The sequence below is a fragment of the Pseudonocardia sp. KRD291 genome (genome assembly GCF_019263595.1).
Taxonomy (GTDB): Bacteria; Actinomycetota; Actinomycetes; order Mycobacteriales; family Pseudonocardiaceae; genus Pseudonocardia.
The window spans coordinates 17,557-30,897 of record NZ_JADQDD010000036.1 but is presented as its reverse complement, the minus strand read 5'-3'; the positions used below and the strand labels follow the sequence as shown (position 1 = coordinate 30,897).

Sequence of the window (13,341 nt, the reverse complement as noted above, 5' to 3'; positions counted from 1 at the left end):
GTGCTCCGACCAGCAGGCTCGCGCCGTCCACCGCGACGGCGTGGAACGGCACCGGGCGGCCCGCGGGCGAGTCGCCGGAGCCGGGCGCGACGTGGCCGGGCAGGACGGCCGTGGCCAGGCCTGTCACGACCGTCGCGGTGTGCCCGTCCGACGGCCGGATCCGGGTGAGCCGCCCGGCCCGCGCCTCGACGCAGTAGACCCACCCGTCCAGCGCGGCCAGCCCCTCGGGCCCGTCGAGGCCGTCGGCGAGCACGGCGCCGTCGTCGACCCGCACGACCCGGCCGTGCCCGGACTCGCTGACGTAGCAGGCCCCGGACGCGTCCCGGACGACGTCGACGGGCCGGTCGAGCCCGTCGGCGAGCACGGTCACCGTGTCGGCCGTGTCGACGTGCAGGACCCGCCCGGCCCCGGTCTCGGCGACCAGCACCCCGCCGTCGCCGGCCGCGACGACGCCGCCGGGCTCACGCAGGCCCGCGGCGCGCCGGCGCATCCCGCGCTCGGGGTCGCCGGCGTGCAGCTCCCCGAGACGCGTCGTGACCTGCAGTTCCCCGCCGGCGATCGCGATCCCGCGGGCACCGAGCGGCGTCGTGGCGCCCAGCGCTCCGAGCTGGGCGGGCGCCCCGCCCGGCACCGCGACGCGCAGCGCGAACTCGTCCGCGACGACGGTCCGGCCGCGGCCGTCGACGGTGATCCCGAACGGGCCGTGCAGCCCCTCCGGCACCAGCGAGCGGGGCGCGTGGCCGTGAGCGAGCTCGACGATCCCGCCGCGGAACGCGCCCGAGACGAACAGCCGCCCGTCCGCGCCGACCGCGACGTTGTCCGCGCCCCCGACCCCGGTCTCGACGACCGTGCGGGCGCCGGTGTCGAGGTCGAGCCGGAGCAGCTCACCGGTCGCGTTCGAGAGCACGAGCAGTGCCCGGTCGCGGTCGAAGCGCACCGCGACCGGCCGGTCGAGACCGTCCAGCACGAGCTCGGGACGCGGTGGGCCGTCGATCGCGACCCGCCACACCTCGCCGCCGCCCAGATGCGGGTAGTAGAGCTGCCCGTCCGGCCCGGCCTGCATCGCGTTGCCCATCACGAGCCCGCCCGCGAGCACCCGCGGCGGGCCGCCGTCGAGTTCGATCTCGAGCAGGCGACCGTCCGGGACCAGCTCGTTGACGAACAGCCGCCGCCCGACGCAGGCGATGCCGTCCGGTGCGGCGATCCCGTCGGCGACGACCGGCAGCGAGCCGTCCGGGTCGCGGCGCCGGACCAGACCCGGGGGCAGGTCGACGACGTACATGGTGCCGTCGGCGTCGAAGGCCAGGTCGTCCGGAGCGGTCAGCGGCGCGTCGGCGACGACCGCGGTCTCCCCGGTGTCGACGTCGAGGGTGCTGATCCGGCCGCCGGTGAACTGCGCGACGTAGAGCAGGCCGTCCGGGCCGAACGCGATCCCGTTGGACCCACGCAGCGGGTTCGCCGCGACCACGTGCTCGGCGCGCCACCCCGGCGACAGGCCCCTCATCCGTGCCTCCGTCCGTGCCGGGTCAGTACGGCCATGATCGGGTGGGCCCGGCGCCCGCCCGGAGACGGGCACCGGGAGTCCACTCAGGCAGAGACCTCGTTGAGCTTGCCGGTCGCGACGTCGAACACGAAGCCGCGGATCGAGTCCTTGTTCGGGACGAACGGGTTCGCCCTGATCCGGGCGATCGACTGGCGGACGTCGGTGTCGAGGTCGCCGAACGCCTCGGCGGACCACTGCGGCTTGATGCCGGTGTCGTCCTGGATGGAGGACTTGAAGCCGTCGTCGGTGAAGGTCAGCATCCCGCAGTCGGTGTGGTGGATCAGGATGATCTCTTCTGTGCCGAGCAGGCGCTGGCTGATCGCGAGCGAGCGGATCCCGTCGTCGGTGATGACGCCGCCGGCGTTGCGGATCACGTGTGCCTCGCCCTCGGCCAGGCCGAGCACGCCGTAGACGTTGATCCGCGCGTCCATGCAGGCGACGACGGCGACGCCCTTGGCGGGCGGCAGGGGCAGCGGTCCGGAGAAGTTCGCGGCGTAGTCGGCGTTGTTCGCGAGCAGGTCGTCCGTGACGGACATGGGTTCTCCCGTGAGAAGGGTGTTCGGAGCAGTCGGATGCCGTCGCGAGCACGTGCCCACGACGGCGGTGGGACGTGAGTGGCCGCGCGGCGGCCCCATCCTCCTGCCGGGCAGGCGGAGGGCCGCGCTACGCGGCCGGGCGACAGAACTCGTCGAACTGCACGATGCGACGGCTGGGCCAGAAAGCCTCGAGCCAGGTGCGCATCACAGCATGAGTAGATCGTGATCCGGTGCCGCTGGCAAGTCGCCCGCTCAGGGCTTGAGCCAGGTGTGCGCGGTGCGCCGCGACACGCCCAGGGCGCGGGCCATCGCGCTGATCTCCAGGCCCTGCTCGTGCCCGGTCGCGAGCAGCGCCTTCTGCTCCTCCCGCGACGGCGGCTCCTGGGCCGCGACCTCGCGCATCCGGGCCAGCAACGCCTCGGCCCGGTCACTCGCACCGGCCCGGCTGCGCCCAGCCCCGGGCCGGGGGAAGGCCCGCACCTCGTCGGCGTCCCAGCGTCTGCGTCGACGGTCGTCGGTGCCGGGCAGCGGTGCCGGTGCCTGGTCACGGCTGACGTAGCCGAGCCACGTCGTCGTCTTCACGCCCCAGTGCTCCGCGCACTCGTCGCTGGTCCACGTCTCGGCGATGACGTCCACCCCTCGTCCTCGGCACCGGCCGGTGGCCGGTCCGGGTCAGGCTAGGCCCGCCCGCCGTGCGGGTGGTCCGCCGGTGCAGCGAACTCCGCGCGGACCCCGAGCAGGCGCACCGGGCGGTCCGGGGCCATCGCCTCCAGAAGTTCGATCGCCACCCCGGCGATGGCGTCGCCGTCGCGTCCCGGTGCGGTGATCGCGGCGCTACGGGTGTGGGTGCGGAACGGCGCCAGGCGCACCTTCAGCCCGACCCGGGCGACGTCGCGGTCCTCCTCGGCGACGTCCGCGGCGACCTGGTGCGCGAGCGTGGTGACCTCCGCGCGCAGCCGCTCGGGGTCGTCGATGTTCTGCCCGAACGTGGTCTCGCGGCTGCGCGAGCGGGGGATGTAGCGGCCGGTCTCGAGCTCGGTGCGGCCCATCCCGCGCCCGAGCGAGACGCAGTACGGGCCCATTCGTGGGCCCAGACGTGCGGCGACGTCACCGGGGCGGGCCTGCGCCAGCGCGGTCACCGTGGTCAGCCCCAGCTCGGCGAGCTTGCGGGCGGTCCGGCGTCCGATCCCGGGCAGCGCCTCCGGATCGCGGTCGCCCATCGTGGCGAACCAGTTCCGCGCGGTCAGCTCGAAGACCCCGCCGGGCTTCCCGAAGCCGGTGGCGGTCTTCGCACGCAGCGTGTTGTCGCCGATCCCGACCGCGCAGGACAGCCGGGTGTGCTTGGCGACGTCGCGTCGGATCCGGTCGGCGAGAGCGCGCGGGTCGGCGTCGGTGCCGACGAACGCCTCGTCCCAGCCGATCACCTCCACCGGCTCCCCGGTGGCCCGCAGCACGTCCATCACCTCGTCCGATGCGAGCTGGTAGGCGTCGGTGTCCGAGGGCAGGAACACCGCGTCCGGGAGCTTGCGCCGGGCCAGGCGCATCGGCGTCCCGGACCCGACGCCGTGCTCGCGCGCCTCGTAGGAGGCGGTCGCGACGACCGCGCGCTCGTCCGGCGAGCCGGTCCCGCCGACGACGACCGGGCGTCCGGCGAGCTCGGGGCGGCGCAGGATCTCGACCGCGGCGATGAACTGGTCGAGGTCGACGTGCAGGATCCAGCGAGACACGGCGAGCGTGGGAACGGGCTACGGCGCGGCCGGTGGGCCGCTGCGTAGGACGGCGGCCACCCAGCGCGTCGAGGACCGGTCGGTGCAGCTGGCCAGGAGTTCCGCCTGCTCGCGGGCGGCACCGTCGACGCGGCGGTTCTCGAACTCGGCCCGCAGCGCGTCCGGGTCGGAGACGGCCTCGCCGGACAGGACGGTCGCCGGCCCGGGGAGCGCGAGCTGGGCGACGAGCAGCCGGAACGTGCGGAAACCGAGCACCCGCATGCCGGGGGAGAGGACCTGGCCGCCGACGGCCGGGTCGCGCGGGGCCACCGCGACCGAGGCCACCGAGATCACGCCGCCGTCGAGCAGCGCCCACGCGTCGACGGCGGGCAGGTGCGGTTCCCGGCTCGACGCGGCGGGCAGGCCGTGCGCGGCCAGCCAGCGACGCAGGCGGGGCCGGACGTCCCACCGCACGTCGAAGATGCCGGCCCCGAGGTCGGAGCCGGTGAGCACGTCGTCCCACGCGGGCCCGTCGCGCAGGCCGCCGACGTCGCCGGTGTCGGTCTGGATCGCCATGAGGGCCCCCCGGAGCCACAGGAACTTCGCCCGATGCGGAGGATCGGAGTCCCAGGATACGGGGCTGCGCGAGGCCGGACAGTGCGGAGAGCTGCCGGTCACCCGCACGGATGACGTCCGTACCGTCCCCGGTTCCGGCAAATGGTCGATCCTGAGCGCCGACCTGCATGTTCTCACTCTGAGTAGTCTCGATCATCAATATTGCGGGAGTATGTGACACGATCGTGCTACCCCGAGGGGAGCGGTAACGAGGCAGGATGTCCCCAGCGATCCACAGATGACGACAGCGTGGAGGCGACATGGACAGCCAGAACGACACCGCACCGGCCGCGAACCCCGGGATGATCCCGGCGGCGCGCAGGCCGGTGGAGGGTCTGGAGTCGCTGCCCGGTGGACGCGGGATCGCCGACGCCGAGCGTGGCCGGGTGCTGGTCCGCTACGCGCGGCTGATGCGCAGCGGGCGCCCGGAGGTCTGCCGCCCCGGCCGGCGCGAGCTGGAGGGCGACCCGCGGATCCAGGGCTTCGGGAGTGACGGCAAGGTCATCTACCCGGACCGGGACTCGGCCGAGTGCTCGGCACGCGAGCTGGAGAGCCTCGGGAGCCGCCCGCAGCGGGCGTACCTGTGCCGGCGTTCGCGTCGCGGGCATTTCCACCTGACGACCGACCTGGCGGTCGAGCGCCGTCGCTCGTCGCTGGACAGCATCATCCCGCAGCAGCGCGCCTCGCACTGAGCTCCGTCCGCCCGCCGGCGTGATGCGGGACACAGGAAGATCGTCTACCGTGGTTGTGGCGGCCGTCACCACCGGCCGCGTGCACCGTGCCGCCCGGAATCCGACCGGACGGCCCCGGACCACCACCTGCGAGGTCGTGCCCGTGAACCCTCACCTGCTACAGGAACGCGTCGCGTCGGTGTCGGAGGCCGTCGAGGGCACCGCGCTGTCCCGCCTGGCCGCGCACAAGGCCACGGCCGACGCCTGCCGCGAACGGGCCCGCGAACGCCGCGGTGAGCTGGAACGGGTGCTCGCCGGTGCCGACGGCGCGTGCAGCGCCCTGGATCTGATGCTCGAGCTCGACGCGCTGGAGCGGGTACAGGACCGGATCGACCACCGTCTGGCCGATCTGTGCGACGCGTTGAGCGAGCCGCGCAGCCCGCGCTACGGGGACGCGCAGCCGGCCTGACCGCGCGCGGAAGAAGCCCTGCCCGCACACGGTCTCCCCGCGTGATTCGATGGCCCGAACGCCGTCGATGATCGTGACGGCCCGTGGTGGTAGTCCGGGAAAGGGGAGCACGTGCGCGCTGTGCAGGTCGTCGAGCTGGGAGGGCCGTCCGCGGTCCGGGTCAACGAGGTCGAGGCGCCGGCCCGGGAGGACGGGCACATCCTGATCGACGTCGCCGCGGCCGGTGTCAACTTCCCGGACCTGCTGCTGACCAAGGGTATGTACCAGTACAAGCCGGACCCGCCGTTCACGCTCGGCTCCGAGTGCGCCGGCACGGTGCGCGAGGTCGGCGAGGGCAGCCGCTACGCGGTCGGTGACCGGGTCGTCGCGTTCACCATGTCCGGCGTGTTCGCCGAGACGGTGTCGGTGCCGGAGTGGGCGGTCCTGCCACTGCCGGAGAAGGTCGAGTTCGCGGCCGGTGCGTGCCTGCCGATGAACTACCTGACCGCGCACTTCACGCTCGTCACCCGCGGGGAGCTCCGGGAGGGGCAGACCGTGCTGGTGCACGGCGCCGCCGGCGGTGTCGGCACCGCGGTCGTCCAGCTCGCCGCCGCGCTCGGGGCGCGGGTCATCGGGGTCGTGTCCACCGAGGCGAAGGCGCAGGCCGCGCGTCGGGCGGGAGCGCACGAGACGGTGCTCGCCGAGGGGTTCAAGGACGCGGTCAAGGAGCTGACCGGCGGGGCCGGTGTCGACGCCGTCATCGACCCGGTCGGCGGCGACCGGTTCACCGACTCGCTGCGCAGCCTGGCCCCGCTGGGCAAGCTGCTCGTCGTCGGGTTCACCGCGGGCGACATCCCGACCGTGAAGGTCAACCGGCTGCTGCTGAACAACATCGACGTCCGCGGCGTCGGCTGGGGGGCGTTCGCGCTGCCCCGCGAGGGCTTCGTCGCCCACGAGTGGGACGAGCTGACCCCCCACATCCTCTCCGGCGCGCTGGACCCGCTGATCAGCGAGCGGTTCCCGCTGGAGAAGGCCGCGGACGCGCTGGCGCGGATCGACGACCGCGTCGTCACCGGGAAGGTCGTCCTGGAGGTCTAGGAGATCGGCGCGGCCTCAGCCGGTCGGTTCGAGGTCGCGCCGCAGGGCCGGACGCGGGTGCGTCCCGGGCCCGGTCCGCTGGGCGGGTGCCGCGGCGTCGGCGCCCGGGCGGCGGTCACCGGACTCGTGCCGGACGGGCCGGTGGCCCGCGGCCGGACCCGGCCGCCCGGTCTGCTCCAGGGCGTGCAGGGCCATCCCGCGGTGGCTCGCGACGTCGCAGCGGCGCAGGAACCGGTCCAGCTCGCGGGCGGCGTCGGCCGGGCGGCGGGCCTTCGCCCACGCGGTCAGCTCGGCCTCGGCGACGTCGGTGCGGACCCCGGACAGGCGCACGCAGACGTACTCGATGTCCTCGTCGGCCAGCTCGCCGGGGGCCGGCACGTGCAAGCCCCGCTCGACCAGGTGCTGGTGCACCGCCCACAGTCCCATCGGGGTCAGCGTGACCACCGTCGGATCCGGGTCGTCGCGCTGGGCCAGCTCGACCAGGGCATCGAGCTCGTCGGAGTCCAGGGTCTCGCCGAGCTCGATCGCGCCGAGAAGCTCCATCGCGTCCAGCAACGCGGTCACGTCGCGGCGCCAGAGCCGCTGCTCGACGTCGCCGGCGAGGTCGTCGACGACGCAGCCGCAGTCGGCGTTCACGGTGTCGCGCACCAGGCGGTGGAAGCGCTCCAGCGGCACCGGGCCGCCGCCCGCGGCGTAGAGGCCGACCCACAACATCGGCAACGCCTGCGCCAGCGACATCCCGAACAGCGACGGGGCGCCGAAGACGTCGGTACCGCCGAGGTTGTCGCCGAGCCGCCCGACCGACTCGAACACCCGCTGCCACAGCTCGATCGGCCGGTTCAGCACCGGCGCGGCGCTCTTCACCGGCACCAGCCGCCCGCGCACCGGGCGGACCAGGCGGGCGGCACGCGCCCAGCGCAGCAGCAGCGAGACCTCCGGAAGGTCGTCGCTGGTGCGTGCCTTGTCGCGGTAGATGTGGTCGAGCTCCAGGTGCCGCGCGAGGTCGAGCGCGTCGGCCCGGTTGAGGCGCCCGTCCGAGGTGAGCCGGCGGCCGGCGCGGACCCACCGGGTCAGCTTGCGGAGCTGATCGAGGGCGACGCTCTGCTCGGCGGCGCGGACCAGGGTGGCGGCGCCGGGCAGCAGCACCGGAGGCAGCTCCGGGTCCGGGTCGGTGCCCGCCGGGACGTCCGCGTCCCGGCGCATGATCTCGGCCAGCGCGTGCCGGTCGACGTCGGCCTCACCGGAGCCTGCCCGGTTCAGGAAGCGCTGGACCGCCGAGGGGTCGGCCGGGTCCACCCCGTGCCGGTACAGCTGCACGCCCCAGAACTTGCCGAGGTCGTAATTGCGCTCGTCGGCGATGCCGTCGTGCAGGGCCGGGGTGGAATGACGCACCTGCTCGTGCAGCGCGGCGGGGGCGTCCGACTGCGGGTCGAGCCAGTCGTGCGCGGCCAGGAAGTCGATCAGGGCGTGGAACGCGGGCGGGACGTCGTCGGGCTCGAGCACGGTGACCTTGCGCGGGAACCACATGCCCAGCGCGTCGGCGACGTGCGAGCGGGCCCAGCGGCCGAGGCGGCGGTCGCGCGCGTACTTGTAGTCGACGGCGGCGGCCACCAGGGCGGTGTCGACCTCGACCCGGTGGCGCCGGGCCCAGACGTGGAACTGCTCGAGTAGACCGTGCCGGGCCTCGGCGTACCCCTGGTCGTCTCCCGGGGTGAACACGAGACGCATTCGGCCCACTGTGTCAGGTCCCTCCGTGTTCTCGGCCCGAGGGGGCGCATGATCGATTCACGCGGCGCGTGCGACGATCACCGGCCCTCGTGGGGTGCTGCCCGGTGTCGTGTCCGGGCCTCCTCTGCTCAACGACCGTGACCGCGTCGGGTCACACCTGTCGCCGGTACCGGATCGGTGGATCCTCCGGCCGTCTCCGGTCTGCAGCAGCGGGTCAGTCGCCCGCCACCGGTGCCCGCCCGGGCTTCTCGGGGGTCTCGCCCTCCGCCTTGACGGCCTTCTCCTCGGTCGTCTCGGGCGGCGGTGCGTCGGCCTCGGGGTCGCCGGGCTCGGTCATCGTGTAACCGGGCCCGGTCCCGGGGCCGTTCTTGCTGCCGTTGCGGTTCCCGGCGCCGTCGGACGCCTCGTCGTCCTCCGGGAACGCGCGCACCCGCAGGTAGAAGTCGTCACCGTGGCGTTCGGTCGCGTAGTCGACCGCCTGCTCGATGACCTCGGAGCCCTTCTGGTCGCGCAGCATCATCGGGTCCCGTCGCAGGTCCTTCGCCAGCGCGAAGCACAGCAGGACCATGACCACCACGAACGGCGCGGCGATCAGGATGGTGAGGTTCTGGATGCCGTCGAGCGCGTTCTCGCCGCCGGTGACCAGCATCAGCACGGCCACCGCGCCCATCACCGAGCCCCAGAATACGACGATCCACTTGCTGGGCTCGATGGTGCCGCGCTGCGACAGCGTGCCCATCACGATCGACGCGGCGTCGGCGCCGGAGACGAAGAAGATGCCGACCAGCGCCATCACGAGCAGGCCGGTGAACGTCGCCAGCGGGTACTGCTGCAGCACCTGGAACAGCTGCACGTTCGAGTCCTCGGAGAACTGCGCGCCGCCCTGCGCCTGGGTGATCGCGGTGCCGCCGAAGATGCAGAACCAGACCAGGCTGACCAGGCTCGGCGCCAGGATCACGCCGCCGACGAACTCGCGGATCGTGCGGCCGCGGCTGATCCGGGCCAGGAACATGCCGACGAACGGCGTCCAGGAGATCCACCAGGCCCAGTAGAAGACCGTCCAGGAGGACAGCCAGGTGAGCATCGGCTCACCACCGGTGGCCTCGGTGCGCCCGACCATCTCGAAGAAGTCGGAGAAGTACGCGCCGATCGACGTCGGGATCAGGTCCAGGATGATCACCGTCGGGCCGACCACGAACACGAACAGGGCGAGCAGACCGGCCAGCACCATGTTGATGTTGGAGAGCCACTGGATGCCCTTGGCGACACCGGAGACGGCGGACAGGATGAACGCCGCGGTGAGCACCACGATGATGATCGCCAGGATCGCCGGTCCGGGCCGGCCCTCGGTGAAGCCGCCGGCCTGCAGGCCGCCGCCGATCTGGTAGGCGCCCAGGCCCAGCGACGCGGCCGAGCCGAACAGGGTGGCGAAGATGGCCAGGATGTCGATGGCCTTGCCGATCCCGCCCTCGGCGGCCTTCTTGCCGATCAGCGGGACGAACGCCTGGCTGATCAGCTGGCGGCGGCCCTTGCGGAACGTCGAGTAGGCGATGGCCAGGCCGACCACGGCGTAGATCGCCCACGGGTGCAGCGTCCAGTGGAACAGCGAGGTCGCCATCGCGACCTGCAGCGCCTCGGTGGACCCCGGCGCGGCGGCGCCCGGAGGCGTGTCCGATGCGAAGAACGAGAGCGGCTCGTTCACGCCGAAGAACATCAGGCCGATGCCCATGCCGGCCGAGAACATCATCGCGATCCAGGACACCGTCCGGAACTCGGGCTGTTCGGCGTCGGTGCCCAGGCGGATCTTGCCGAAGCGGCTGAACGCCAGCCAGAGCGCGAAGACCACGAAGCCGGTCGCGGCCAGGATGAAGCCCCATCCGCCCCCACGGATCAGGCCGTCGAGAAGGGTGCTGACCGTGGACGACAGCGACTCGCTGGCGAACAGGCCCCAGAGCAGGAAGACGAGGACGAGGGCGGCGCCGACCGCGAAGATCGTCCAGTCGGTGCGGGGCCGGTCGCCCGCACCGTCCGGCGCGGGCTCGGCGGCCCTGTGGTGTGGCTCTGTCTGTGTCATGACTGGATACGCCCGGTGGGGCGTTCCTCCCCTCCCCGGTCAACGTTCATAAGGATTGCGCGCATTGTTCGGAGAGTGTAGGTAACTATCTTCCATTTGTCGTCGGGATGGGCGGATGGTCCGATTGTTCCCCCTGGTCAGGGCGGTGCGGGCAAAGGTGACGATTCGGTCTCGACCGGTTTCAGCTGCCCTGCCAGCCCTCCGGGGCGACCCCGCCGGGCACCGGGGCCGCCGGGTCGTACGGCGTCCGCGTGAAGACGAACGTCGCCAGGCTCAGCGCGGTGTCGCCCAGGCGCAGCGTCTCGCCGGCGAAGTAGCCGTCCAGGCCGACCCACGTCCCGTCCGGGCCCGGGCGGAAGCGCGAGGACCGACCGGGACGGCCCAGCCCGCCCAGGTGCAGCATCCCGCCGGGTACCGCGCGCAGCACGTACGGCGACGGGCCCCAGAACCACGGCCCGAGCAGCTCCGGGGAGACCGGCGACGGTTCCGGGCGCCACGGCTCGACGATCCGCGGCTCGGCCGCGCGCAGGTCGGCGAGCATCGCCGCCGCCAGGCCGCCGTCCAGGCCGGACGTGGTGTTGCCCATGGCCAACGCGCCGGTCTGCTCCTCGCGGTCGACCCAGAGCCCGGCCAGGAACCCGGGCATCGACCCGCCGTGCCCGACCAGCGTCACGCCCGGCGAGCCGCCCTCGGACAGACGCATCACCTGCACACCGAGCCCGTAGGCCATCCATCCCGGGTTCGCGGAGTCGATCCCGGCGGGCAGCGTCATCTCCTCGACCGTCGCCGGGGACAGCACGTCGCCGGTGTCGCCGAGCAGGAACGCCCCGAGCCGGGCCAGGTCGGTGGCGCTCGACCAGAGCTGACCGGCCGGGGCCATCACCCCGGCGTCGTGCTCGGGTTCGGCGAGCACCGTCTCCGACCACGGGTGCACGGCGAACCCCTGCGCCGCCGGCCCCTGCGGGCGCGGTGTCGTCCGGGTCATCCCGAGCGGGAGCAGCACCTCGTCGCGGGCGACCTCGCTCCAGGCCCGCCCCCGTGCGCGCGCGACCAGCTCGCCGAGCAGGCCGAAGCCGAGGTTGGAGTAGTGGAAGCGGCGCGCGGCCGGCAGCACCCGGTCGGCGTCGGAGAGGCCGAGCTCGGACAGCGTCCCGCCGGGGGTGCGCTCCCACCAGCCGCCGGGGCTCTCCGACCCGGCGCCGCCCAGGTGCGAGAGCAGCTGGCCGACGGTGCGGTCGCCGACCGGGGTGCCGGGCAGGTGGCGGTCCAGCGGGTCGTCCAGGTCGAGAAGTCCCTCGTCGCGCAGCCGCAGCACGGTCACCGCGGTGACCGTCTTGCTGATCGACCCCAGCCGGTACGCGACGTCGTGGTGCGGCTCGGCGACGTCACCGCGGCCCGTGGACCAGGCGAGACCGCCGTCCCGGACCACGCCCGCGACCAGCGACGGGACGCGTCCGTCGCGCTGGGCGCGGGCCACGCGGGCGAGCAGGGTGCGGGCGGTGGAGGGGAGCAGCTCGGGCACGGGGCCCCACGCTAGTACCCGATCACCGGGCGGCCCGGGTCAGGACGATGTCGGCGTAGGAGCTCAGTCGTCGCCCGTCGGCTTCGGCTGGTGCGGGGGCGCCGGGCGCGGGCGCGGGGAGCCGGTCCGCGGCGACGAGCGGGCCGAGGTCGAGGCCGGTGAGCTCGCCGACCCGGGCCACCGGGACCTGGAACGTCCGGAAGGGCCCGAGCGGCGGCGGGTCGCCCTCGGCCCGTTCGGTGACGTCGCCGACCTGGGGGGTCTGGTCGAGCAGGTAGGCGGTGGTGGCGAGCGCGCCGCCGTCGAGGAACGCGGCGACCTTCCAGAACCGCAGCGGGAGCGCCAGGCCGCGGTAGGGCGGGTCGTCGTCGGCGAGCACCGGGCCGGTGAACACCACCAGCCTGCGGTCGTTGTCGCCGGCGTTGTCGAGCAGGTAGTCCTCGAGTCCCGCCCACAGCTCGTGGTCCTGGTTGAAGTCCGCGGCCTGCGGGGCGGCGTTGGTGTAGTGGAACGTGTCCGTGTTGGCCCGCTCCGCCTCCTCGGGAGTGCCCCACACCGGGTCGTTGCGGCGGACCAGGTGCCCGCGGTCCAGGTCGTTGTCGGCGTAGACGTCCTCGCCGGCCTGCTCTCCGGCGGGGACCCGCTCGTCGAGACGCCAGTCGTCGCTGCGCTCGACGCTGCGCAGCGTGGCGCCGTCGATCCCGACGGCGGTGGCCGCGGCCAGGCGCCGGTCGGGGCGGTGCAGCGTGGAGAAGTGCGTGTAGGCCAGCGGCACGGTCGGGGTGCCGGACAGCGTGGGCATCGGCGTCGCGACGCCGAGGAAGTCCGGGTCGAAGCCGGCCGGGGCGGGGGAGCTCACGGTCGTCGACCGTAGGGCCTCACCGGTGAACGCGCGGCGACCTCACGGCGACGACTCGTCGCTGCCGGCCAGGCGGTGCAGCAGCGGGGCGGTGCGGAACCCCACCAGCGAGCGCATGACCAGCGACGTCGTCGTGCGCTCGACGCCGTCGGTGGCCAGCAGCTGACCGGCGATCCGGTACAGGTCGTCGGTGTCGGCGGCGACGACGTGCACGAGCAGGTCCTCCTCCCCGGACAGGCCGTGCACCTCCAGCACCTCCGGCACCCGGTCCAGGGCCGCGGCGACCGCGGCGAGCTCGCGCTGCACGACCCGGACGCTGACGAACGCGGTGAGCGGGTAGCCCAGCGCCGCCGGGTCGATCCGCCGCTCGAAGGTGCCCAGCACGCCGCGCTGCTCGAGCCGGGCCAGGCGGGCCTGCACGGTGTTGCGGGAGAGCCCGATCCGGTCGGCGAGCGCGAGCACCGTGGCGCGCGGATGCTCGGCGAGTGCGAGCAGCAGCTGCGCGTCGTGGGCGTCGAGATCGGTGTGCACTCTGCGCGCT

General features: G+C 73.7%; 13 protein-coding genes. 3 read left to right on the top strand and 10 right to left on the bottom strand.

The features are described from left to right. The 5 genes from I4I78_RS08045 to I4I78_RS08025 all read right to left on the bottom strand — a co-directional run. Nucleotides 1-1,504: hypothetical protein (locus tag I4I78_RS08045; RefSeq protein ID WP_218610590.1), on the bottom strand; the 1,504-nt coding region annotated here is incomplete at its 3' end. 83 nt (nucleotides 1,505-1,587) lie between these two features. Continuing rightward, nucleotides 1,588-2,079 carry a carbonic anhydrase gene (locus tag I4I78_RS08040; RefSeq protein WP_218610589.1) on the bottom strand — a complete coding sequence of 164 codons (492 nt, stop codon included), beginning with the start codon at nucleotides 2,077-2,079 and terminating at the stop codon, nucleotides 1,588-1,590. 252 nt (nucleotides 2,080-2,331) lie between these two features. Further along, a complete protein-coding gene (locus tag I4I78_RS08035; protein WP_218610588.1) occupies nucleotides 2,332-2,715 on the bottom strand; it encodes a hypothetical protein in 384 nt (127 codons plus the stop codon). A gap of 41 nt (nucleotides 2,716-2,756) precedes the next feature. Continuing rightward, nucleotides 2,757-3,806: a DNA polymerase IV gene (locus I4I78_RS08030; RefSeq protein ID WP_218610587.1), complete on the bottom strand. Its 1,050-nt coding sequence runs from the start codon at nucleotides 3,804-3,806 to the stop codon at nucleotides 2,757-2,759. Between the two features lie 18 nt (nucleotides 3,807-3,824). After that, on the bottom strand, nucleotides 3,825-4,361 hold the full coding sequence (locus I4I78_RS08025; RefSeq protein WP_218610586.1) for a hypothetical protein: 537 nt from the start codon (nucleotides 4,359-4,361) through the stop codon (nucleotides 3,825-3,827). A gap of 299 nt (nucleotides 4,362-4,660) precedes the next feature. Between I4I78_RS08025 and I4I78_RS08020 the strand changes: the two genes are divergently transcribed. The 3 genes from I4I78_RS08020 to I4I78_RS08010 all read left to right on the top strand — a co-directional run bounded on the left by I4I78_RS08020 (nucleotide 4,661) and on the right by I4I78_RS08010 (nucleotide 6,617). Further along, nucleotides 4,661-5,092, top strand: a complete 432-nt coding sequence (locus tag I4I78_RS08020) for a hypothetical protein (protein WP_218610585.1) — start codon at nucleotides 4,661-4,663, stop codon at nucleotides 5,090-5,092. Nucleotides 5,093-5,234: 142 nt separating this feature from the next. Then, nucleotides 5,235-5,540: a hypothetical protein gene (locus tag I4I78_RS08015; protein WP_218610584.1), complete on the top strand. Its 306-nt coding sequence runs from the start codon at nucleotides 5,235-5,237 to the stop codon at nucleotides 5,538-5,540. 111 nt (nucleotides 5,541-5,651) lie between these two features. Continuing rightward, entirely contained in the window at nucleotides 5,652-6,617 is a 966-nt protein-coding gene (locus tag I4I78_RS08010) for an NADPH:quinone oxidoreductase family protein (protein WP_218610583.1), read from the top strand. A 15-nt stretch (nucleotides 6,618-6,632) separates the two neighbouring features. On the opposite strand, the gene I4I78_RS08005 is transcribed toward I4I78_RS08010, so the two are convergent. The 5 genes from I4I78_RS08005 to I4I78_RS07985 form a co-directional block, all read right to left on the bottom strand. After that, complete coding sequence (locus tag I4I78_RS08005) at nucleotides 6,633-8,345, bottom strand: hypothetical protein (RefSeq protein WP_218610582.1); 1,713 nt, start codon at nucleotides 8,343-8,345, stop codon at nucleotides 6,633-6,635. A gap of 214 nt (nucleotides 8,346-8,559) precedes the next feature. Then, complete coding sequence (locus I4I78_RS08000; RefSeq protein WP_218610581.1) at nucleotides 8,560-10,419, bottom strand: BCCT family transporter; 1,860 nt, start codon at nucleotides 10,417-10,419, stop codon at nucleotides 8,560-8,562. A 181-nt stretch (nucleotides 10,420-10,600) separates the two neighbouring features. Further along, nucleotides 10,601-11,941 (bottom strand): serine hydrolase, encoded by a 1,341-nt coding sequence (locus tag I4I78_RS07995; RefSeq protein WP_218610580.1) that lies wholly within the window; start codon nucleotides 11,939-11,941, stop codon nucleotides 10,601-10,603. A gap of 22 nt (nucleotides 11,942-11,963) precedes the next feature. Further along, entirely contained in the window at nucleotides 11,964-12,800 is an 837-nt protein-coding gene (locus tag I4I78_RS07990; RefSeq protein WP_218610579.1) for a DNA/RNA non-specific endonuclease, read from the bottom strand. 42 nt (nucleotides 12,801-12,842) lie between these two features. Then, nucleotides 12,843-13,331 carry an Lrp/AsnC family transcriptional regulator gene (locus tag I4I78_RS07985; RefSeq protein WP_308251970.1) on the bottom strand — a complete coding sequence of 163 codons (489 nt, stop codon included), beginning with the start codon at nucleotides 13,329-13,331 and terminating at the stop codon, nucleotides 12,843-12,845. Nucleotides 13,332-13,341 lie beyond the last annotated feature (10 nt).

Coding starts and splice junctions, on each gene's coding strand:
- I4I78_RS08040 (WP_218610589.1), bottom strand. CDS start 2,079: ATGTCCGTCACGGACGACCTGCTCGCGAACAACGCCGACTACGCCGCG.
- I4I78_RS08025 (WP_218610586.1), bottom strand. CDS start 4,361: ATGGCGATCCAGACCGACACCGGCGACGTCGGCGGCCTGCGCGACGGG.
- I4I78_RS08020 (WP_218610585.1), top strand. CDS start 4,661: ATGGACAGCCAGAACGACACCGCACCGGCCGCGAACCCCGGGATGATC.
- I4I78_RS08005 (WP_218610582.1), bottom strand. CDS start 8,345: ATGCGTCTCGTGTTCACCCCGGGAGACGACCAGGGGTACGCCGAGGCC.
- I4I78_RS08000 (WP_218610581.1), bottom strand. CDS start 10,419: ATGACACAGACAGAGCCACACCACAGGGCCGCCGAGCCCGCGCCGGAC.